Annotated in this window: 23 protein-coding genes and 1 pseudogene; 7 read left to right on the top strand and 17 right to left on the bottom strand. The window is 44.6% G+C overall.

Features of this window, described 5'->3' with window-relative positions; genetic code table 11:
- The 15 genes from QUA50_RS17580 to QUA50_RS17510 form a co-directional block, all read right to left on the bottom strand.
- Entirely contained in the window at window positions 1–168 is a 168-nt protein-coding gene (locus tag QUA50_RS17580) for a hypothetical protein (RefSeq protein ID WP_333298408.1), read from the bottom strand.
- Window positions 168–365 carry a hypothetical protein gene (locus QUA50_RS17575; RefSeq protein ID WP_333298410.1) on the bottom strand — a complete coding sequence of 66 codons (198 nt, stop codon included), beginning with the start codon at window positions 363–365 and terminating at the stop codon, window positions 168–170. The genes QUA50_RS17580 and QUA50_RS17575 overlap by 1 nt, the downstream gene beginning before the upstream one ends.
- Window positions 365–676: a hypothetical protein gene (locus tag QUA50_RS17570; protein ID WP_333263621.1), complete on the bottom strand. Its 312-nt coding sequence runs from the start codon at window positions 674–676 to the stop codon at window positions 365–367. The genes QUA50_RS17575 and QUA50_RS17570 overlap by 1 nt, the downstream gene beginning before the upstream one ends.
- 30 nt (window positions 677–706) lie before the next feature.
- The gene (locus QUA50_RS17565; RefSeq protein WP_333263624.1) at window positions 707–1,123 is read right to left on the bottom strand and encodes a hypothetical protein; all 417 of its coding nucleotides are present in this window, start codon (window positions 1,121–1,123) and stop codon (window positions 707–709) included.
- The gene (locus QUA50_RS17560; RefSeq protein ID WP_333263627.1) at window positions 1,120–1,389 is read right to left on the bottom strand and encodes a hypothetical protein; all 270 of its coding nucleotides are present in this window, start codon (window positions 1,387–1,389) and stop codon (window positions 1,120–1,122) included. The genes QUA50_RS17565 and QUA50_RS17560 overlap by 4 nt, the downstream gene beginning before the upstream one ends.
- Complete coding sequence (locus QUA50_RS17555) at window positions 1,379–1,939, bottom strand: hypothetical protein (protein ID WP_333263629.1); 561 nt, start codon at window positions 1,937–1,939, stop codon at window positions 1,379–1,381. The genes QUA50_RS17560 and QUA50_RS17555 overlap by 11 nt, the downstream gene beginning before the upstream one ends.
- Window positions 1,940–1,949: 10 nt before the next feature.
- The gene (locus QUA50_RS17550) at window positions 1,950–2,483 is read right to left on the bottom strand and encodes a hypothetical protein (RefSeq protein ID WP_333263631.1); all 534 of its coding nucleotides are present in this window, start codon (window positions 2,481–2,483) and stop codon (window positions 1,950–1,952) included.
- Entirely contained in the window at window positions 2,483–2,815 is a 333-nt protein-coding gene (locus QUA50_RS17545; RefSeq protein WP_333263634.1) for a hypothetical protein, read from the bottom strand. The genes QUA50_RS17550 and QUA50_RS17545 overlap by 1 nt, the downstream gene beginning before the upstream one ends.
- A gap of 104 nt (window positions 2,816–2,919) precedes the next feature.
- Window positions 2,920–3,879: a hypothetical protein gene (locus QUA50_RS17540; RefSeq protein ID WP_333263637.1), complete on the bottom strand. Its 960-nt coding sequence runs from the start codon at window positions 3,877–3,879 to the stop codon at window positions 2,920–2,922.
- The gene (locus QUA50_RS17535) at window positions 3,872–4,801 is read right to left on the bottom strand and encodes a hypothetical protein (protein WP_333263640.1); all 930 of its coding nucleotides are present in this window, start codon (window positions 4,799–4,801) and stop codon (window positions 3,872–3,874) included. The genes QUA50_RS17540 and QUA50_RS17535 overlap by 8 nt, the downstream gene beginning before the upstream one ends.
- On the bottom strand, window positions 4,801–5,148 hold the full coding sequence (locus QUA50_RS17530; protein WP_333263643.1) for a hypothetical protein: 348 nt from the start codon (window positions 5,146–5,148) through the stop codon (window positions 4,801–4,803). Before QUA50_RS17530 ends, QUA50_RS17535 begins: the two co-directional genes overlap by 1 nt.
- A complete protein-coding gene (locus QUA50_RS17525) occupies window positions 5,141–6,970 on the bottom strand; it encodes a hypothetical protein (RefSeq protein ID WP_333263645.1) in 1,830 nt (609 codons plus the stop codon). The genes QUA50_RS17530 and QUA50_RS17525 overlap by 8 nt, the downstream gene beginning before the upstream one ends.
- A 7-nt stretch (window positions 6,971–6,977) precedes the next feature.
- A complete protein-coding gene (locus tag QUA50_RS17520) occupies window positions 6,978–7,607 on the bottom strand; it encodes a hypothetical protein (RefSeq protein ID WP_333263648.1) in 630 nt (209 codons plus the stop codon).
- 2 nt (window positions 7,608–7,609) lie between these two features.
- Window positions 7,610–8,392 carry a hypothetical protein gene (locus tag QUA50_RS17515; RefSeq protein WP_333263650.1) on the bottom strand — a complete coding sequence of 261 codons (783 nt, stop codon included), beginning with the start codon at window positions 8,390–8,392 and terminating at the stop codon, window positions 7,610–7,612.
- Entirely contained in the window at window positions 8,393–9,097 is a 705-nt protein-coding gene (locus tag QUA50_RS17510; RefSeq protein ID WP_333263654.1) for a hypothetical protein, read from the bottom strand.
- Here QUA50_RS17510 and QUA50_RS17505 point away from each other — a divergent pair.
- Together QUA50_RS17505 and QUA50_RS17500 are read left to right on the top strand one after the other, a co-directional pair.
- Window positions 9,090–10,154: a pyocin knob domain-containing protein gene (locus QUA50_RS17505; protein ID WP_333263657.1), complete on the top strand. Its 1,065-nt coding sequence runs from the start codon at window positions 9,090–9,092 to the stop codon at window positions 10,152–10,154. The genes QUA50_RS17510 and QUA50_RS17505 overlap by 8 nt on opposite strands.
- A gap of 69 nt (window positions 10,155–10,223) precedes the next feature.
- A complete protein-coding gene (locus QUA50_RS17500) occupies window positions 10,224–10,454 on the top strand; it encodes a hypothetical protein (protein ID WP_333263660.1) in 231 nt (76 codons plus the stop codon).
- Window positions 10,455–10,506: 52 nt separating this feature from the next.
- Here the strand turns inward: QUA50_RS17500 and QUA50_RS17495 are convergent, their stop codons facing one another.
- Complete coding sequence (locus QUA50_RS17495) at window positions 10,507–11,652, bottom strand: tyrosine-type recombinase/integrase (protein WP_333263663.1); 1,146 nt, start codon at window positions 11,650–11,652, stop codon at window positions 10,507–10,509.
- A gap of 323 nt (window positions 11,653–11,975) precedes the next feature.
- Here QUA50_RS17495 and gcvT point away from each other — a divergent pair, with 323 nt between their 5' ends.
- Window positions 11,976–13,127 carry a glycine cleavage system aminomethyltransferase GcvT gene (gene gcvT / locus QUA50_RS17490; RefSeq protein ID WP_333263666.1) on the top strand — a complete coding sequence of 384 codons (1,152 nt, stop codon included), beginning with the start codon at window positions 11,976–11,978 and terminating at the stop codon, window positions 13,125–13,127.
- Between the two features lie 111 nt (window positions 13,128–13,238).
- Here gcvT and QUA50_RS17485 read toward each other — a convergent pair whose 3' ends face one another.
- Window positions 13,239–14,072 carry an alpha/beta hydrolase gene (locus QUA50_RS17485; protein WP_333263669.1) on the bottom strand — a complete coding sequence of 278 codons (834 nt, stop codon included), beginning with the start codon at window positions 14,070–14,072 and terminating at the stop codon, window positions 13,239–13,241.
- Between the two features lie 60 nt (window positions 14,073–14,132).
- On the opposite strand from QUA50_RS17485, the gene gcvH reads away from it, so the two are divergent.
- The 4 genes and pseudogenes from gcvH (at window position 14,133) to QUA50_RS17465 (ending at window position 19,759) form a co-directional block, all read left to right on the top strand.
- The gene (gene gcvH, locus QUA50_RS17480; RefSeq protein ID WP_333263672.1) at window positions 14,133–14,522 is read left to right on the top strand and encodes a glycine cleavage system protein GcvH; all 390 of its coding nucleotides are present in this window, start codon (window positions 14,133–14,135) and stop codon (window positions 14,520–14,522) included.
- A gap of 553 nt (window positions 14,523–15,075) precedes the next feature.
- On the top strand, window positions 15,076–18,069 hold the full coding sequence (gene gcvP, locus QUA50_RS17475; RefSeq protein WP_333263675.1) for an aminomethyl-transferring glycine dehydrogenase: 2,994 nt from the start codon (window positions 15,076–15,078) through the stop codon (window positions 18,067–18,069).
- 228 nt (window positions 18,070–18,297) lie between these two features.
- Window positions 18,298–18,429, top strand: a complete 132-nt coding sequence (locus tag QUA50_RS17470) for a hypothetical protein (protein WP_333263678.1) — start codon at window positions 18,298–18,300, stop codon at window positions 18,427–18,429.
- Window positions 18,377–19,759, top strand: a pseudogene (locus tag QUA50_RS17465) (GUN4 domain-containing protein). The gene QUA50_RS17470 and the pseudogene QUA50_RS17465 overlap by 53 nt, the downstream one beginning before the upstream one ends.
- The last annotated feature ends 163 nt before the right edge of the window (window positions 19,760–19,922 follow it).

Raw genomic sequence — 19,922 nt, 5'->3', positions numbered from 1 at the left:
TTACTTTAATCTTTTCAGTTGAGAGATTACTAAGTCTAATTCATTTTTGCAATTCTCAAGTTGGTTGTATTGCGGGTGGTTTTTGCCTCGGTGCTCCAAATGGATAATTAGCGCGTTTAACTGTTCTTTGCGTTCTTCAAGGTGTTTGATAACTTGTGTTTTATCCATTAACCAATTGCTTTGGGTGTAAGGGTGTACACCAGCGGGCCTAGGGTAAAAGAAATAGTTACAGTAACAAAGGTGGGAACTTCTCGATTATGAATAATTAGGTATACATAAAGAGCTGTAAATATCAAGCAAATAACCGCTAAATAAGTCATGAATGTCACTGTTGTGTTCCTGCCTTGAGGGGGCTTGTTTTCCATTACTCCTCCTCTTCTAGTCCTTGTTCTTTTAAAAAGCTCTCAACTGCTTCTTTGTCAAACTGGGCGCGACTATGCCGAATAATAGAGCCAAACCATTCATCCGCCCGATCTTGCCTGTTTTCCATCGCATCTATTCTTTCTGTGTTTCGTTCACTTGCAAATTTGTTTCGGAATGTTTGAGACTCTACTTTGTTAAGCCTTCGCTCTAGCTTTGTATAGTCAGGTGTTGATTCTTTTTTACGATGCGAAAGTTTATACCAAGCAAAAATCGCAACGCATCCGATCGCAATCCCAACTATGTAACTGTTCATGTTACGGTGGATGTTGTTGCAGTAGTAATGTTAGGTAATTAGCAAATATTCAATCTTTACCGACCAGTTGATAATATTTGCTAGGTTTAAGCCGTTCTGCCCCCTACGATCATAAGTTACGCGCTTAACGGCAGGCACTCGCACAATATTGATTAAATTAGAAAACTCAGGAGGTGGCGGAAAACGAACTAACTCAATTTCTCGCTTAGGGTAAATTTTTACCGCACGACTAACTAACGAAAATTGTTCATTTTGTCGATAGTGAAATCGAATCAACCCGTAAGATTTGAATTTAGTTGTCGTTTCCCACTCGTTCCAATTTGTTGTATAACTCAATCGAAAAAGCGCGTTTAGTCCTGCACCGTTAGGAGCCATTTTCCACTCGTGATCTGGAGAAATAGAGCCAATATTAAACCAACCCCCCAAATCGTCGGCAATGATACTCATAGAAGCCCAGGCAAAAGCAGCTCAATATTATCTTCTGCACTTTCTATAAAGTCATCCATTTCTTCCAAGCCGTGTGCCCATTCCTTAATATCAAGAAAAGTTTCTTCGTCAATTTCACCTCGCAAAAACTGAGTTGTCGCTTTGTTGGCAGTATCAAGCGCACCGACCAATTCAAGACATTCTGCGTCTGAAAAACCTTCAGGCGGTTTCCAAATGTAAGAACGAAAACAATTTTCGAGAGTTTCGATATTAACGTTATGGGGCATAGCTTTCTTCTTTAAAGCTTACAGAAGCGCCAGCAATCACACCGCCAAGAATCCGTCCGCGCATTCCTTTTTGATCGCGAGCTCCTGCTAAATCGCGCTTACCAAAAGGAAGAGTATAGGTTGCGCCGTTGCGCTTTTTGTAGCTTTTGTTGGTAATTCGAGAAAGTGTAGTATTGGAACCTGTACCAGGTAAAAAAATTACTGCTTTAGCTGGCGAGAATCCGTCTACATACTCATAAGAAACTCCATCAGCAGGCGTATCAGCAATATCTTCAAGAGAAAGTTTAACATCGCTCATTCCAACGGCTGCGATACCACCGTAAGCTCTACCCGACACCTTAACAACAGCAAAAGTCGTAATATCGGTGCTGCCAGTATAGAAAGGCCGCAGCGCTTTTTTGACTGCTGCCCCCCTTGCGGGCATAGCTGGAGCAGTAAAAGTGGCGGCAGGCCCTTCAGCTCGCCAGTTTTTAAAAGCTGTAAGCTTTTCCCCTTGTTGACCCTTTTTAATTGAGTCTTGTAAATCGCGAAATCTTTGCCTAGTTACCATTACTTGCTCCTTAAAAATTTTCAACCTGGAAAGATACCCGCACGCCTGGACTAACCTCAGCTTCTAAAGTAGCAGTAACTTCAAGCCAATTTCTCCCTCCGGCTACCGATCGCTTACCTATGGGCAAGGTGTAACTACTCCCGGGAATTTTTTTATATTCCAGTGTGGTAATTGTGGATTTTGGCGATGCTGTCGTTGCCCCTGCTGCGGGAATAAACAAAATTGCCTTAGCAGGTGAAAAGCGCTTCAATTTTCTTAACGTCGATCCTGCTGTTAGCGGAACATTATTAAGCCCTAGATTGGTATCGGTCAAGCCAGTTGTACCGAGAGCTGCAAAAGCTCGTCCAGAAATTTTGGCCGTGACAAAAGATGTGTAGCTTTCCTCAAAAAACGGACTTAACGCCTTTCTTACGCTGGGGCCGCGAGGTACGCTAATCGCGTCAATTTTTGTATCGCCGCGTCGCCACGCCTTGTACGCAGTTAAATCAGCACCAGTTAATCCGTCTTTTATAGCTTTGCGAATGTTAGAAAATCTTTGAGTCATTAGATTACTGTGACCCCCTGCACGTCGTTAGAATCGAGGAATAACACGCACTGTACTTGAGCGCGTCCCCGCACGTAAGGTCTACCGTCGCCTGCCATGATTTCAACGCTAGGGCCCAAGATCATGGTGTCGATCGTTGCCAAATTGGGAGCTGTACCGCTTTCGTCTTCTGCGTTGTAAGCATCTTGGGCTTTTTTGTACCCCTGTACCATTTTCCAAAGCGTTTCGGCAGGCGGTAAGGTTGAGCTGGGTAGCGATGCGTTGGTGATCATGGAGCTGATCTCTGTATCTCCGATCGCAGTCGTCCATTCGCTGTAAGTAATATCAGCCATCGGTAAATCTGCCTCTAAAGGGTGATGTCATGCTTCAAACATAGCCCGGTAAAACGAGGTAGACTGCGTGGCGGAAGGGTGACACCCTTCCGCGTTTAGCAAGATCAATCAGAAAATATTTTATTTTCACCGGACACATCAATTAAATAAATTGGCTTGCGGATACTAGGAAGAGAAATCCAAGCTGACTGAAATTTAATTTCTGCTATGGGACGATGACGTGTTTTTTTGACGGTTTTGCCTAAAATCACTTCTTCGCCTGGAATTGTAGGGTAAGCGTTAACCGTGTCTTGATTTTCGCTATAAAAATATTTTTTCTTAATAAATGGTGCGTTTTGAATAGCTAAAAAGTGTTTTATCAATTCTTCACCGTCGGTTGTAGAACGCACTAATAATTGCAATTGATAACCATTTTCCCAATCTGTGTAACTTGCCATATCTTTTCCTCGCTTCCAAATTCTACCTCCATTGGTGCCAAAAACACTTTGGATTTTTGCTGTGTACTGATTTAAGTCGGCACGGCTCAGGCTAGATTCGGTTTGATTCATTAAGCGCATCGAAATCTCACTCGCAATCGGCTTGTAACCTGTTTCTACGTCCGCTTCGTCTTCAACAAAATAAATATATAATTGCGGTCTACCTTTGCGTTTAACTTCCCCACCACCAGTAAATTCTGATTCGGTAGTCTTACCGCCACCATTAGGTCTGTGTTCGATTTGAATAATTTGATCAATTAGCATTTCAGGTGTGCCACTGAGAATCAATGATGTAGCATCATTATTCCGATCGCGCCAGTATTCACCTGTGATAATTCCTTGATCGTTTTCCCACTGGCGGAACCGTGGACGTTTGCCCGCGTCCGCTCTCCATGCGTTTTCGCCTGTTAATTGATAATTACCTAACGTCCTATTTTCGGTCGCTGTTAAAAATCCCGTTTCCCATTTCTCAAACCATGTTTCAAATTTAACAGATGTTTGATTGCCTAGCAATTCATAAGTAGCAATAGTTTGTTCAATTTGCTTTTTTACATCTTCAATTGAACCTTGAAAGTTAATTTTAGTCATCGTCTGGTTCGTTTAATAATAAAGTTACTTGCTGTCTGCGTTCATTTTGATACGCAGCATATTTAGACGCTGCCAGCGCATCGTCAATAGTATTTGTAACAACATAAATAGCCTCAGATATGGAATCTTTGAAGCTATCGAGAACGTCTTCGGCCCAATCCTGCCACTTGTCAGGAATATTTTTTTTAATAAAATCCTGTTGGCGTGAAATGAAACTATCAACAGGCAGCGAGGTATCAGTAACACTGCCACCAAAAAACCCAGCTTTGCGCGCGGACAAAATAGTAGCTAAAATCCCATTCCGAACAGCGATGCTGCGAGCCTGCATCAGAAACGATCGCAATTCATCGCCCACTTCATCGCCACCTTCCTCTGCCAGAGCCAAGGCAATTTTGCCAGAAAGCACGGGAACCGCAATGCCGGCGATCGTCGCCCCGCGTAGCTTGTTATTCCCGGTAGCTTTCCCTAAAGCTCCGAGTGTTGCGCCGATCGCCAAATTTGCAAACCCAATTAATCCCCATGCTGCCATCTGTCCAACCGCATCGCCGGAATTTTGCAGTAGTGATTCATTGTTAGCGGTAATTTGTTTTTTGATTTCCTCATCGGTGCTATTCCAGTCAAAGTTTTCAAGCTGCAAATAGCTACTAACCAACGTACTGGCAATTTGGCTAATGCTAGCGGTCAGAGTGTTTAGCGCCTGCTGAAATAAGAAGCCGGCAAACTGTTGGAGCCTAGAAACAATGCCGCCAAGAATTCCACTGCTGCCAGTTCCGGGCCCGGTAGTTATTCCGGGATTGCTACCGTCGCTGCTGGCAGTAATGTCGATCGTCCGTTCGCCGCCTAAATTCTGGCTGTTAATAATCCGCGTTCGGCGCGATCGCAGTTCTGTAAGTTCGCCAAGTACGATTGGTGTATTATTCATCAGGTAAGCGGCGCCACAGCCACTGCGGTAGAAACTGTAAATTGAGCAGCTACTGAATGGCGAGCAGTTACCAGTCCAGCGGCACTTGGCGTACTCCAAATCGGTGCGCCAAAGGAATTAAGCTTACTGCCCGCTGGCAATGCTGCATTTTTAGTAGTTTGAGCTCGATTGGCAGCGTCAAGAAGTTTGTAGCAAAATTCGATTACTCCTACTTGAGTCAGTAAATTTAAGTTTGGAGATTCCCCAGAAACCAGGGAAACATTTACGCAAACACCGCGACTGTTATCTACAAAAATAGAATCCGGTGCAAGCGCTGCCAGTAATTCAGCCCAAGTCAAATCATTCATCGGCAGTTTTTGGCCTCTTAATTACAAAATTATTTCCAGTGATATCGCCCGTTGGGGCTGGCGTATCTACTCGAATTCTAACTTTAAATTCGGGATTGGCAGCGTTAATACTAGCTTGCAATTTTTCAAGTTCTTTTTCAGCTTCGCGCTTGGTCTCAGCCGCGTCGTATTTTCTTTGGTTGCGAGCATAGTCTCCTACCAGTCCCGATTTTGCATCTAGCGCTACCGCAGATTTGGCAATCTCGCTGTTACGTAAAATTCTGTCTAACACAGCCTGAAAATCGAATGGGTCAACGTCAGTTAGGAATGCGATCGGCTGCTTGGAGGGCGTAAGGAATTTTTTCAGATTGAACGTTGGATTATCGGAATCCATTGGAGTAATTGCAGAATCAATAAAAATCGATCCGTAACCCGTTCTGACGCCAAAGAACCGAATCAAACACTCCACATTTTTCTGAGCAATCACACTAGCAGTATGTGCCTTGGTGGCAGCGACGGCAGCGTGAGAAGATACGGCTACAGCAGCGTCGGCGTCGGTGGCGGTTTGGATCATCAACCCGCTAAGCTCTGCAAAAGCTTCGGAAATATTCTCGAATTTGAGTGGCTGACGCTTGGCTCCATCTACGATCGCAATTTCTACAGGCCATTCCCCTTGGATGGCGTCCTGCTGTTTTATAAACCACTCAAACCATTCTGCGTAATTTTCGATCGGTTGCGCCGGCACAGCGTCGGCAACGGAATTATCATTGATGAGGGAGCCAGGCATCATCACAGGATATCGTCCTAAGCCTTGTCTCATGTAATTAGCGGCTACCAATGCGGCGATCGCTTCTACTAAATCCTTGGGTACAACCGGAACCAATGACGGGCCGGGGGCGACAAACATTTTTGCCCCTATTTCTCTGATTAGTTTTTCAGGGGCAAAGGCTTTAAGACCTAATGCTTTTTTTACTGCGTCTTCTATATCTTTCTTGGTTAAACAAGGACAAGCCATTTCTTCACAATCCTCTTTTGGTGGTGGGGGTGTTGGAGTAAAGCCAGGAAGTAGTGGTGAAATATTGGCGACAGGTGGAGCTTTTTCGTAATTAGAGGGAATACTTGCTTGAATTCCAAGCAAAGTATAAGGAGCTTGACCACGAAAATATCCATTTCTTTTCATGTACGGAACTGCAAATTTTGTTCTGGTTAGCAAAGGGGCTTGATAATTTATAAACCAATAACTTCCGCCCGATATTCCATTCCAAGTTTGATTAAAGGTTGGATCTAAAAAAAAGCCACCGCGACCTGTATCGCTGTAAGCACCTGGATTTGATTCATCGGTGAGCGGGCTTCCCATTCCGTCACTTATGGTTCCTCTTTTAAAAACATTTCCTAGTTTATCTTGAGATTGGTATACTCCTGTATCGTAATGACCTGATCGGCTAGTTGCAAAAGGAGAATTTCCAAGCATACTGCCGTAAAGATTAAAGCCAAAACTGTAAGCGCCAAAAAACGTTGTTGTACCCCCTCCTAAAGCTTCAATTGCGTCGTTATATGAAAGAGCTTGATTACTTTGAGGCGAAGGCGGTTGAATTCCTAATTCAGTAGTTTCTGGTTTTTTTGGACACTTTAACCCGCTTCCGTACCATTCAATTGCACTTGCATAAGAGCCATCAGGACACTCGATATAAGGAACCGATAAAGTCTCCAAAAGTCCATATCCCGTGTAGAGTCGAGTCCCTACATCTACCGCACTAAACAAGCCTAATGCACTGCCTAATCTCAGTCCCGCTTTTCCTGTTGCCGCGGTTATTCCACCGCCTGCATATTTGCAAATTGCCATATTTTATTTATCCAAAAGTACAAGCTTGGCTCACAACTTCAATTGCTTCTACGGTTATCGCCTCGCCAACCCCGCCATATCTGCCAAGGTTGATAGCTACGCCAACCGGAGCCTCTAAATGCGCTGCAACACCTGCAATTAACTTAATGTTACTTGCTCCCATAGCAGCATTAGCAGCTTGCGCTGCCGTAGGAGCTGCGCGAGATACAGCGCTAATTGCTGCTATTGTAGCGGCTTTTCTCTGCACATCTAAATCCTTATTCAATAATTCCATTTCTTGTAATTGAGATGTTGACAATTCTTGCAATGCCTCCAACGGTTCAAGTTTTTTTAATATTTGCTGTACTTCTACGCTAGTCTCTAAAGTACCCTTAATCGTATCCTCAATAGCATTGTAAATTATTTCAATTATTGTTTTTTGGACTTGCGCGGCAGTTCGTTGTGTTGCAGTTTCTGGATCGCAACTAGGTTGAGCTAGTGCAATTTGCGTGGCAGCAATAATTTTATTAATAGGATGGGGGATGATGTCTTGTCCTGGTACACCTCGCTTAGCCTCTGCTAAGTCCTTGACAATAGAGCCAGCCCGTCCGTTTATTGGTTGAATCCCACCTGTCGCTGGGGTCAAAAAGCTAACCATAATTAATACCCGTAATAAATATTTGCCAGTTCTTTTATTTTTACAAAGCGCGTATCTAGATTAAATTCAAAGTTTAAGTAACGCCAATACCCTATATCTCTTTTTATATAAATACCTAATCTATAGGGTTCAGGTTTTTCGTTAAACAGCGTGGTGTCTAAAGTAAAACATATTTCATCATTTTTGTCTAAGTAGCTAGCTATAACGTGTGATTGCCCCCAACCATCCCATAGTCCAATATAAAACAAATTATCGTCACTACCCCCCAAGGATAACATTGCAGGAGTTGTGATGGCAAAGTAATACTTAGTGTTAGGCAGCCATTTTTTAACAAGCAAACAATTCTCTTCACTCTCCAAAACAGGATTCAATAGACCGAAAAAATTACCTTGCCAATTTGTCGCACTGCGACCAGAAATAATATCAAGACTTGAAGCACTACCGCCTTGACCTAATTTAATCCAATTTGCACCCTCAAAATACCATATATCTTTGGTATCTATGTTTAAATAAATTACTCCAGACTTATCTCTCGGTGCTGGAGGATTTTCGTAGCCTTGCTCAAAAACAACCACGTTAGACGGCAATTGCGGTAAATTGGAAGCTTTTGGTTGCAACCACGTCAAAACATTGTTTTGCTTGATGCTGACATACAGTTTCAATCCAATTACTAAAAATTGCCCTTCCCAATCGGGTATAGGGAAAATAGAACCTTCAGGCAAAACCTTGATTTTAGCTTCGTGGATCTGTTCGCCACGCAAAGCAGAGTGAAAATAATCTGGCATTTACAGTTCAACTCCCATAAATTCAATTTTGCCATTTACCACCTTGATATTATCATTATCTAAAACTAGATTTGACAATTCATAAGGCATATCAGGAGCTTGAAATATAAACCTTTGCCAAATTTTTTTACCATCTCCAAACCATTGCGATCGGGGGACAGCGACGCGGATATCTCCCGATGTATTAACCGTTAATTCCCCTTCAAAAGACACGTTATTAAAATTAACTACTTGAGCCTTCGCCTCATGTTGATCAGCCCCAGCCTTAGCGTGAGAATCTAAATCTAAATCCAGATACCCTCGTGTCAAGTCTGGTTTAAAGACAAACACCCGATCGCGCTCGACAGGTGGACTCGGAACTGTAACCCCAATACCCAAATTCACAAACCCCGCAGGCAGCAGCCAGCCAAAATCCCACCACCAATCAGCACTAATCCATCCGGCATTTGCCGATCGCCGTACCAGCAATTCCTTAACGCTGTCTGGATCTGTCGCGCCACAACTTAAGCAACAGAAGAAAAAATCATTATCTTTTGTGGCACAAGTAGTCGGTCGCGGAAGGTAGCCGCTCGGTCGCCTCGTTTTTTTCCACAAGTCAGAAAAACTGCTATATCTGTTAGTTGGATGAAGTGGGAGAAGTTTTCCCGCAACTTCTGAAATGCTATTATCGGAGTACGCTCTATTTCTTACTTCAAATATGGCCATCGCTGAAAGTATTTTATTTCAAATCAATTCTAGCAATTATACTGCGCCTATTTTTACGATTTACAAACCTCAAGCGGAACACAGCGGATTCGCTACCACTTTAAGACTGACCATTAATATCAAAAGTATAGATGCGGCCGAATTCCCCTATATTCCAGACGACACTCCCCCAGACGTGCTTCAGCAAATTCTCGAAGAAGTAGCACTTAATACCCCATTCAAGGAAATTATACTTTACGTAAAAAAAGGAGCCGGAGCGTGGATCGAGCGCGCACCTATCAGAATTTTTAACAAGGAACCCTACTATGATGTAAATCTGATGAGGTTTTTTTCGGACTCCAATACTATAGATATCGCTGAAGACTTGAGTCTTGGGATTCAAATTAAGATCGGTAATGTTTTAACTCCGGCCGATAGTATTTTGGTATGGGGCACGGTTGTAGCAGAAAAAAAAAATAACGGCAACGAGGAATTAGCCAATCGCATTTCCGCTCTCGAAACCTTGCTCAGTGTTTACGGTGCACCATCTGCCAACCTCCCTGGTAGTAATGGCTTGGTACCGGCGCCGCCTGCTGGTGGTGGGGAGTTTTTGCTTAGGGGCGATCGCGGGTGGGAAAATCCCAGTAAGTTTGTAGATTTAACCACTAATCAAACAATTGCAGGTAACAAAACTCTTAGCGGAATTATCACTCTATCTAATGCTACAGCTTCTACTTCTCGTACTACTGGAGCCTTCATAGTTTTAGGAGGTATAGGAGCCGATCATATAAAAGTAAAAAATGCTTGGCTACTAGAGCCACGTACAGGTAGTGTGGCTATCGATGCAAATAATTTATCATACGCGCAATATGCTATGACTCTTTGGGTTGACGGTAGCGTCACTAATTCTAATCTTCCTATTAATGCAGGAATGTTGATGCAGTTTGACGCTTTACATGGTTTAGCGAGTGCTAACCTATATAAGGTACAAGAATTTACCGATGGAAATGGTAATTTCTGGAAAAGATGCCAAAACAATGGTACATGGGGAGCTTGGAGACAAATAGCGTTTGTTTAAAAATTAAAATTATGTCGATTATAATCACTGATTCAGACAATATTTCCATTATTCACACAGCAGCAGGAAATGGTTATCGAGGTTTTTTTTATAATAGAAACTCAGTTATCCAATGGCAAGCCTGTCGGATTTTCGCACTGGGACGGAACACCGTTGATTCTTACGTGCAAAGACAATCCAGAACTGGCAGAAGCAATGCGAGTAATTCAACACGCGATTGGAGTAGGACGCTATCAGCAAATCACAACTCCAGATCCCGAACCTGAAACAAACCCTAACGCGATGCAGTCGGCGACTTAATTTGGTTCGTAATCGAACGATCGCAAATTCAAATCCCACCATCGGCTCTGGGTTAAAATTCTGGTAATTCTAAATCACTATTAGCGCTCAGGTAATGCTCAAAAATCATTTTTGGGCTGTTGCCTGCTAGTTTGGCGATCGTTGCAACATCTAAGCCTTCACGAACCAACCTCGTGATAAAACTGTGGCGTAAATTGTAACAGGGTAAATATTGCTTGATTTTCTTACTGACTGCCAATTCTCGAACGATTGGCAACCAATACCGACCAGAAAAATTGTGCTGATCTATGTACCCCCCTTTGGGAGAAGGAAAAATTAGATTGTGCAAATTGGGAATCTTAGGTAAGTTAGCTAAAAATTTAGTGAGTTGCGGATTACATGGGAAATCGCGCCGATCTCCTGTTTTGGTATTCTTGAGCTCACCCTTGCTATGTGCCTTGTTTACTCGGATCGAAAGCTTCCCATTTTCTCCAGCGGTCAGATCATCCCAACTTAGAGCGATCGCCTCTTCGGGCCTAAACCCGGTCAAAGCCAATAGTTCAATATAATCTGCATAGAAACTCGCGGCTTTGTCTGCACGGAACGCGGCAAGGATTTTTTTTATCTCTGCGGTCGTGAAGATTTCTCGTGAGCGATCGCCCTGTTGGTTTTTGGGTAATTGCTTAGTCAACCTACTGTAAGGATTATTTTCTATTACTTTGGCTTCTGTAGCCCAATTACAAGCCGCGTTCAGGCTTGCCAGCGCTCTTCGGATTGTACCGGATGCGTAAGTTTGCAGAAGCTTTGGCAGTAGCAATTCCGATCGCTCTAGCAGTAATTGCTCAGCCGTCAATTTTTCCAAACATAGATCAACTGTTCGCCAATTATCCTTTTGAGTTGTTTTCGCGGCTCGGTATTTTTGATGAATTTTGTATTTTTCCCAAACTTCGCGCAAATCCAATCCTTTTTTGCTGGCGGCAATACGATCGGCGTGAATTTGAGAATATTTTGCCAAGCTTTCGTCAAACCGCCCAAACAAAATATCGGCGTTAATTTCTTGGGCCCGGCCCTCTGCCACAATTCGCGCCGCCTCTGTATCGGCTCTCCCGATCGCCAAACAAAAACGGCGGCCGAGGGCCCGCCACCTTAATCTGTAATTCCCTTTAACGATTTCTACCGAAACATCACCGAATTTTTTAAAAACCCCAGAATTTGCCATTTTTGGTTAACCGTACCCAATTTTGCTCTTAAACACTTTTGCCAACCTCTGAAACACCCTTTTTCCGTTATATCCTATCTCTGGTAAGTATGGCATTGTAGGGGTCAGCGGTTCGAGCCCGCTATTCTCCATAAATCAAGATTAGGGAAACGGCACTGCCTTATCCTAATTTGTACCTAAACAGCATTGCCGTGTCGTTAAATTCGATCGCGACTTGTACCTAAACAGCATTGCCGTGTCGTTAAATTCGATCGCCCTACACACCGCGACAACCAATTTTCCCGTAAAATCAAAACAGTCTACCCGCAACCAAAGCGCTACCAGTGGCAAAGTCAACTGAACCCAACAATCCAGAGAGTCCGAGCCAACTTGCCCGCACCCCTCTGTACGACCTATCATTAGAACTCAAAGCCCGAATGGTACCCTTTTCCGGGTGGGAGATGGCAGTACAGTACGCAGGCATCAGCAGCGAACACCAAGCAGTACGCCAGCAAGCAGGAATGTTCGACATTTCCCACATGGGAAAATTTGGTTTGAGAGGGAAACAAGTAATAGAAAAATTTCAACCCTTAGTACCCTCAGACTTGAGCCGCTTGCAACCCGGTCAAGCTCAATATACAGTCTTGCTAAATGCCCAAGGCTGCATCTTAGACGACATTATTTTCTACTGCCAAGAACCAGACCCTATTACTAGCGAAGAACGTGCAGTAATCATTGTCAACGCCGCCACTCGCATCGCCGACAAAGCATGGATCACCACTCACTTAGAATTGAGCGAACTATGTTTTACAGACATCTCCGAAGATAAAGTTTTAATTGCGATTCAAGGGCCAGAAGCTGTTAAATATCTCCAGCCTTTTGTGGAAGACAACCTCGCACCAATTAAGGCATTCGGTCACTTAGAAACAAATCTGTTGGGACAGCCGAGTTTTATCGCCAGAACTGGTTACACCGGCGAAGATGGGTTTGAAATCATGGTGGATGCCGAAGTAGGAAAACAACTGTGGCAAAAATTGTTAGCTGCTGGCGTTGTTCCCTGCGGTTTGGGTGCGAGAGATACCTTGCGTTTAGAAGCAGCAATGGCACTTTACGGTCAAGATATCGATGACAATATCACACCTTTAGAGGCTGGATTGGGTTGGGTTGTTCACTTGGACACCAAAGGCGATTTTATTGGTCGCGAGGTTTTGGAACAGCAGAAAACGAGTGGAGTATCAAAGCGGTTGGTAGGGTTAGAAATGCAGGGGCGGCACATTGCGCGCCACGGCTATCCGGTAATATTTGAAGGCGAAACAGTAGGAGAAGTTACTAGCGGTACATTATCGCCGACATTGAATCGACCAGTAGCCCTCGCCGTTGTTCCGACAAAATTAGCGAAAATCGGTCAGCAATTAGAAATCGAGATTCGCGGAAAAAACTATCCGGCTAGTGTGGTGAAAAAACCATTTTATCGATCGCCAAACCGACCTAGTTAAAGTAAGTAGGTGAGCATTAATTCAGGGGCGTTGCTCTGAGCAACGGCTTACAAGAAAGTGTAAGTGTATTTGTTGTGGAACGGGCTTCTAGCCCGTTGCTCATAATTGTTGTCAAGAAGACTCATCTACTAGCTTAGCAAATTTTCGCAAAGTTGCAGCATAGCGATCGCCCGCCACATCCATCAAATCATTATGACCGGCCCCATCAACCCAAAAATTCACTTTCGGCTCGTTGGCGGTGGCAAACAACTGTTCTCCATGCCAAAAATGCACCACCTCATCAGCCTTACCGTGAATCACCAAAACAGGCGATCGAACTTTGCCAATCTTATCAATATTTACAAACTTATCAAAGGGTAAAATCGGAATCCGCGTCAACACCCGAAAAGCCGAAACAAAGGAACTTTCAACCACCAAACCGCCGACTTTTTGGCGCGAAGCCAAATCAATAGCCGGCCCACCCCCCACAGAACGCCCGTAAAGAATAACTTGCTTTGCAGGTACTCCCAACTGTTGGGTTAAATAATTGTAAGCAGCATCAATATCGCGATAAGTATTATACTCAGAAGGCTTTCCCTGGCTCGTTCCGTAACCTTGATAATCATAGGCTAACACAGCAAACCCGCTATCTCGAATCTCTCTGAGTAGCCACAAAATGCTGTCCAAGTCTTCCGCATTCCCGTGACTGTAAAGTATGGTATATTTAGCTGGCGGGTTAGGGAAATGAACAGCAGAAATTTTCACGCCATTAGCTGAGCTAACTTTGATAACTTCCCTGTTCTCACTCTGACTAGATGGGGGAGGTTGAAAAATTAGCCGTTCTGAAAAAAAGAAACCGTAAAAACACAAAAATGCGTAAATAAAAATTATAGATCGCATCAGTCGTTTGACAGAAAATTCTCCGAAAAGCAAGCGTTTAATATTTTTTTTGTTCCACTTAGTCATCAATAAATGCCCATAGTTCACTAAGATTTACTTGATACTTTGTTTATTGTGAGAAAAGATATGGCACTAACATACCCCGATGACTTGAAATACCTAGACACCCACGAATACATCCGACTCGAAGGCGAAATTGCCACAATCGGCATTAGTGCCTTTGCAGTTGACCAACTCGGCGATATCGTGTTTCTAGATTTGCCCGAAGTCGGTGCAGGGTTGGAAAAAGGCGAAGCTTTCGGTACAGTCGAATCAGTGAAAGCGGTTGAAGACTTGAAAGCACCAGTTACCGGTATCGTCGTAGAACGCAATGATGACATTATAGAGGCTCCCGAAGATTTGGCGGAAGACCCCTATGGCGCTGGATGGCTGCTGAAAGTGCGCGTTGACAATCCCAGCGAAGCAGACGAGGCTTTCTCTGCCCCGGAGTATCGCAAAATGGTGGAAGGGGAATAGGGCATAGGGCATAGGGCATAGGGCTCGTTGATAATTCCAGAATCCGCCAGGGGTTGAAACCCCTGGCTAATAGCACAAGTCGTCTTTAGACGACTGATACCAAATCCGGCTTAAATACCCCCTTTATTTCGCTTGTCCGCTAAGGCAGACTTCGTTTGAATCTCGACAGCGGTTTCAACCATCGACCTTAATCTACAGTCGTCTTCAGACGACTTTAGCTATGAGACAGGGGTTTCAACCCCTGTCGGACTGTCGGACTTTGATACACGCAAAAAATCTTGCTTAGGATCGCGAATTAAATAACTTACAATTTTAATTGTTGTAGGATGGGCGGGACGCCCGTCCTTTTTGGACGGGCGGGACGCCCATCCCACAAACTTGTGGAAGTTATTTAATTCTCATTCCTTAGTCGTCTTCAGACGACTTTAGCTATGAGACAGGGGTTTCAACCCCTGTCGGACTGTCGGACTTGGATAGACGCAGAAAATCTTCCTGGTTTTCTTAGCAAAATGTTACAAACAAAGAAGCAAAAGTCTATTCAGGAGAATCCGCCTTGGTACTCTACAGCCCTCAACTTGAACCCAACCAGCAGCAAAACCTTTCCTCCATTGGTGGTTTTGCGGGCCGGCACATTGGCCCGACACCCAGCGAAATCCAGCAAATGCTCAATGTTTTGGGCATTTCAAGCCTCGATGAGTTGATTGACAAAACGGTTCCAGCGGCGATTCGCATTTCTGGACCGCTACAACTTCCCGAAGCGCAAAGCGAGTACAGCGCTTTGGCAGAATTGAAAGAAATTGCTGCCAAAAATCAGGTATTTCGATCGTACATCGGCACGGGATATCACGACTGCATAACTCCCCCGGTCATCCAGCGGAATATCCTAGAAAATCCCGGCTGGTATACAGCTTACACTCCTTACCAAGCCGAAATTGCTCAAGGGCGATTGGAAGCTTTACTGAACTTCCAAACCATGATAATTGACCTGACGGGTTTGGAAATTGCCAACGCTTCTTTGCTGGATGAAGGGACTGCGGCGGCGGAAGCGATGGCGGTGAGTTACGGCGCCGGCAAAAAGGGGGCAAAAGCGTTTTTTGTTTCCCAAGATTGCCACCCTCAAACTGTGGAAGTGGTGCAAACTCGCGCTAAGCCGCTGGGAATTGAGGTAATTGTCGGCGACCATCAAAGCTTTGAGTTCGATCGTACAATCTTCGGCGCTCTCCTGCAATACCCCGCCACAGACGGCGCAATTTACGACTATACCGATTTTATTCGATCGGCACACGAAGTCGGCGCATTAGTCACAGTCGCCGCCGACATTTTGAGCCTTTGCTTGCTCACACCCCCCGGCGAATTCGGCGCGGATATAGCCGTAGGAAGCACTCAGCGCTTCGGAGTGCCGATGGGATTCGGAGGGCCCCACGCAGCCTATTTCGCCACGCGAGAAGAGTTTAAACGGCAAGTTCCAGGGCGAATTGTCGGCGTTTCTAAAGATGCCAACGGCAAATCTGCTTTGCGTTTGGCCTTGCAAACTCGCGAACAGCACATCCGCCGCGAAAAAGCAACCAGCAATATTTGTACTGCTCAAGTTTTGCTGGCAGTGATGGCGAGTATGTATGCTGTTTATCACGGGCCGTCTGGACTGAAAGACATTGCTGAGAAAGTATGGAGTTTAACAGCACTTTTGGCATCCGGTTTAAGAAGTTTCGGATACAAAATTGGTTCTCAACATTTCTTCGATACTTTGCGGGTAGAATTGGGAGACAAACCGCTGTCAGAAATTCTAGAAGCTGTTAAAGTTCGCAAAATCAATCTCCGAGTTTTCAATGATTCGACAGTAGGAATCACTTTAGATGAAACTGTCACCGTTGAAGATGTGCAAGAGTTGTGGAAAATATTTTCACAGGATAAGGATTATATCAGGGCAGACGGGCAGAATGCTCTTAACATTCCGCTGGATGCCGACGCATTGAATTCATATTTGACGTTACCAGATTTTTGCGATCGCACCAGCAGCTATCTCGCCCATCCAGTTTTCAACAGCTACCATTCAGAAACTGAACTTTTGCGCTATTTGCACCGTTTAGAAGCCAAGGATTTATCGCTAAATACATCGATGATTCCCTTGGGTTCTTGCACAATGAAATTGAATGCAACAGCAGAGATGATGCCGGTGACTTGGGCGGAATTTGGCAAGATACATCCTTTTGCCCCCCGCGATCAAACTCGCGGCTATCAAATGATGTTCGTGCAACTAGAACAGTGGCTGGCAGAAATCACAGGTTTTGCGGGAATTTCTTTGCAGCCAAACGCCGGTTCCCAAGGCGAATACGCGGGCTTGTTAGTTATTCGCCAATACCACGAACACCGAGGCGAATCTCACCGAAATATCTGTTTGATTCCCCAGTCAGCCCACGGTACAAATCCGGCTAGCGCGGTGATGGCGGGAATGAAAGTAATTGCTGTCGAGTGCGATTCTCAGGGCAATATTGATGTCGCGGATTTACATAAAAAAGCCGAGAAACACAAAAATGAACTGGCGGCTTTGATGGTGACATATCCATCTACGCACGGCGTTTTTGAGGAAGAAATTAAAGAGATTTGCGATATTGTCCACAACTGCGGCGGACAAGTTTATATGGACGGCGCAAATATGAATGCTCAAGTTGGTTTGTGCCGCCCCGGTGATTTTGGTGCTGATGTTTGTCACTTAAATTTACACAAAACTTTCTGTATTCCTCACGGTGGCGGCGGCCCTGGTATGGGCCCGATTGGGGTAATGTCTCATTTGGTGCCTTTCTTGCCTTCTACTGATGAAGAATCAAAATCTTACCCCCCCCAACCCCCCCTTGCTAAGGGGGGGAGCAACATACAGCCCCCTCTTCCTAAAGGCGAAATATCCCAATCAGTGGGTGCTGTTTCCGCAGCGCCTTGGGGAAGTGCCAGCATTTTGACTATTTCTTGGATGTACATTCGGATGATGGGAGGAGTGGGTTTAACTGAGGCGACAAAAGTAGCAATTCTTAATGCTAATTACATGGCAAAACGGTTAGAATCTTATTATCCGGTTTTGTACAAAGGGAAAGCTAGTTTGGTGGCGCACGAGTGTATTCTGGATTTGCGATCGCTCAAAAAATCTGCGACTATTGAAGTCGAAGATATCGCTAAACGGTTGATGGATTACGGCTATCACGCGCCGACGGTTTCTTGGCCGGTTGCTGGTACGGTAATGGTGGAACCGACTGAAAGCGAATCAAAGCAGGAATTAGACCGTTTTTGCGATGCGATGATTGCGATTCGAGCCGAAATTGCGGAGATTGAAAAAGGTAATGTTGACGCGCAAAATAACGTCTTGAAAAATGCGCCGCACACCGCAGAATCTCTGATGGTTGATGAGTGGAATCGTCCTTATACTCGCGCGCAAGCGGCTTATCCGACCTCTTGGACTCGCGAACATAAGTTTTGGCCTGCGGTGGGTCGGATAGATAATGCTTTTGGCGATCGTAATTTTGTCTGTTCTTGTTTACCAATGGAGGCTTACACTTAAGAAACCGGGTTTTTCGCCCAAATTAAAACTGTTACCTAAATCTCGGAAAAAACCCGGTTTCTCAACCTCACCCAAAGCCTCAAGAAACCGGGTTTTTTTCAACAATACCTAACTACCACCCACAAACTCCGAAAAAACCCGGTTTCTCAACCTCACGCGACAACTCAACAAAAATTCCCCTGTCTCAGCTATAATCAAAACCATCCTCTCCATCCCCACAAACCCGCCATGAGGCACTGGCCCCCCGGACAACAACTGCACCAAGGCAAATACCTAATCGAAGAAATTCTCGGCTGCGGCGGATTCGGTGTCACTTACCGCGCTCAAAACCTTAAAGAAGGTAAGCTGTTCGACATCTAAATTGCATTTTTTGTGCGGGCTTTCTGGCCCAACCCCTACTCCCCACAAGAACTTGACCAAATTTTTACTGTGCAGTTTAAATGCACAACAGCTTAAAGCAGTGGCCATCAAAACCCTAAACGCCAACGTTCAAAGTAAACCAAACTTTCGCGAATATCAAACCAAATTTGTCAACGAAGCTTTATCTTTAGCCAAGTGCAGCCATCCCCACGTCGTGCAAGTTTACGAAGTATTTCCCGAAATGGTGGGAAATATCGAATTGTGGTGCATGGTGATGGAATTAATCGACGGCACTAATTTAGCAGAATATCTCGAAGATAACGGCATTTTGTCGGAAGAGACAGCTTTGCCAATTATTAAGCAAGTGGGAAGGGCCCTGAGTTTTGTTCACAAGCAAGGACTTACTCACCTCGATGTTAAACCCCAAAATACTATGCTCAGAAAGCGGGGTTTGAAAGCCGTTTTGATTGATTTTGGGTTAGCACGACAGATCACAGCACCAGAAAAATTGAGGACAAATAGCAATTCCGGGACTGAGTGTTACGCACCCATTGAATTATTAGAAAAACGTGCCAAACTAGGTGCTTATACAGATGTTTATTCCCTAGCAGCAACGCTTTATGTAATGTTGACGGGTGAGTTGGCGTTTCCGTCGCAATTCAGAAAGCAAAATATTGCTTTAACTCCGCCGAAGCAATTCAATTCTGAGATTAGCGACAGAGTGAATGCCGCTATTATCAAAGGGATGGAGTTGGAACCGCAAAATCGCCCGCAGTCGGTGCAGGAATGGTTGGATTTGGTGATGCCTAAAAAAGCTGACGATGAGGTAGAGTTAATTTCAGCCCTGGGGATGGATTATATAAACTTGCGGAATTTATTGGCTGCTAAAAAGTGGAAAGAAGCCGATGAGGAAACGGAGAGAGTGATGTTGAAGGTAGCGGGTAGGGAGGAAGCAAAATGGCTGGATGATGAAAATATTGATAAATTTCCCTGCGATGACTTGCGTACCATCGACCAACGTTGGGTAAAATACAGCGATAGGCACTTCGGCTTTTAGGTGCAGAAGCACATCTATCAAAGTCTGGGGGGAACTTTGGAATATGATAGTGAAGTTTGGGAAAAGTTTGGCGATAAGGTAGGCTGGAGAAAAAAGAACGAATGGCTCTACTACAAAGACCTCATTTTTTCAGAGCAAGCACCAGAAGCTCACCTCCCTGCATGGGGCGGGGGGAGTGCGAAAGGTTGGGTGTGGTGTGGTGTGTTTGGTTGTGGGTCGTTGGCTGGGAGTTGGTATTCTCTCGCGTCGAGACTTGTAAAGTGTAACATCTAAGCGTTTCAGGATTTCATAAAGATTTATAATAAATCCCAAAACCACGAAGCCATAACCTGTCTATGTTTCCGACGGGTTTGTCGGGACATAACGAGCCAATAATCAAAGTAAAATCAATCTCAGAAACCGGGTTTCTGCGATAATTTATGTATCATCACCCAGA

This window comes from Microcoleus sp. M2_D5 (assembly GCF_036701935.1).
Taxonomy (GTDB): Bacteria; Cyanobacteriota; Cyanobacteriia; order Cyanobacteriales; family Microcoleaceae; genus Microcoleus.
This window is presented reverse-complemented; position numbering and strand designations above follow the sequence as displayed.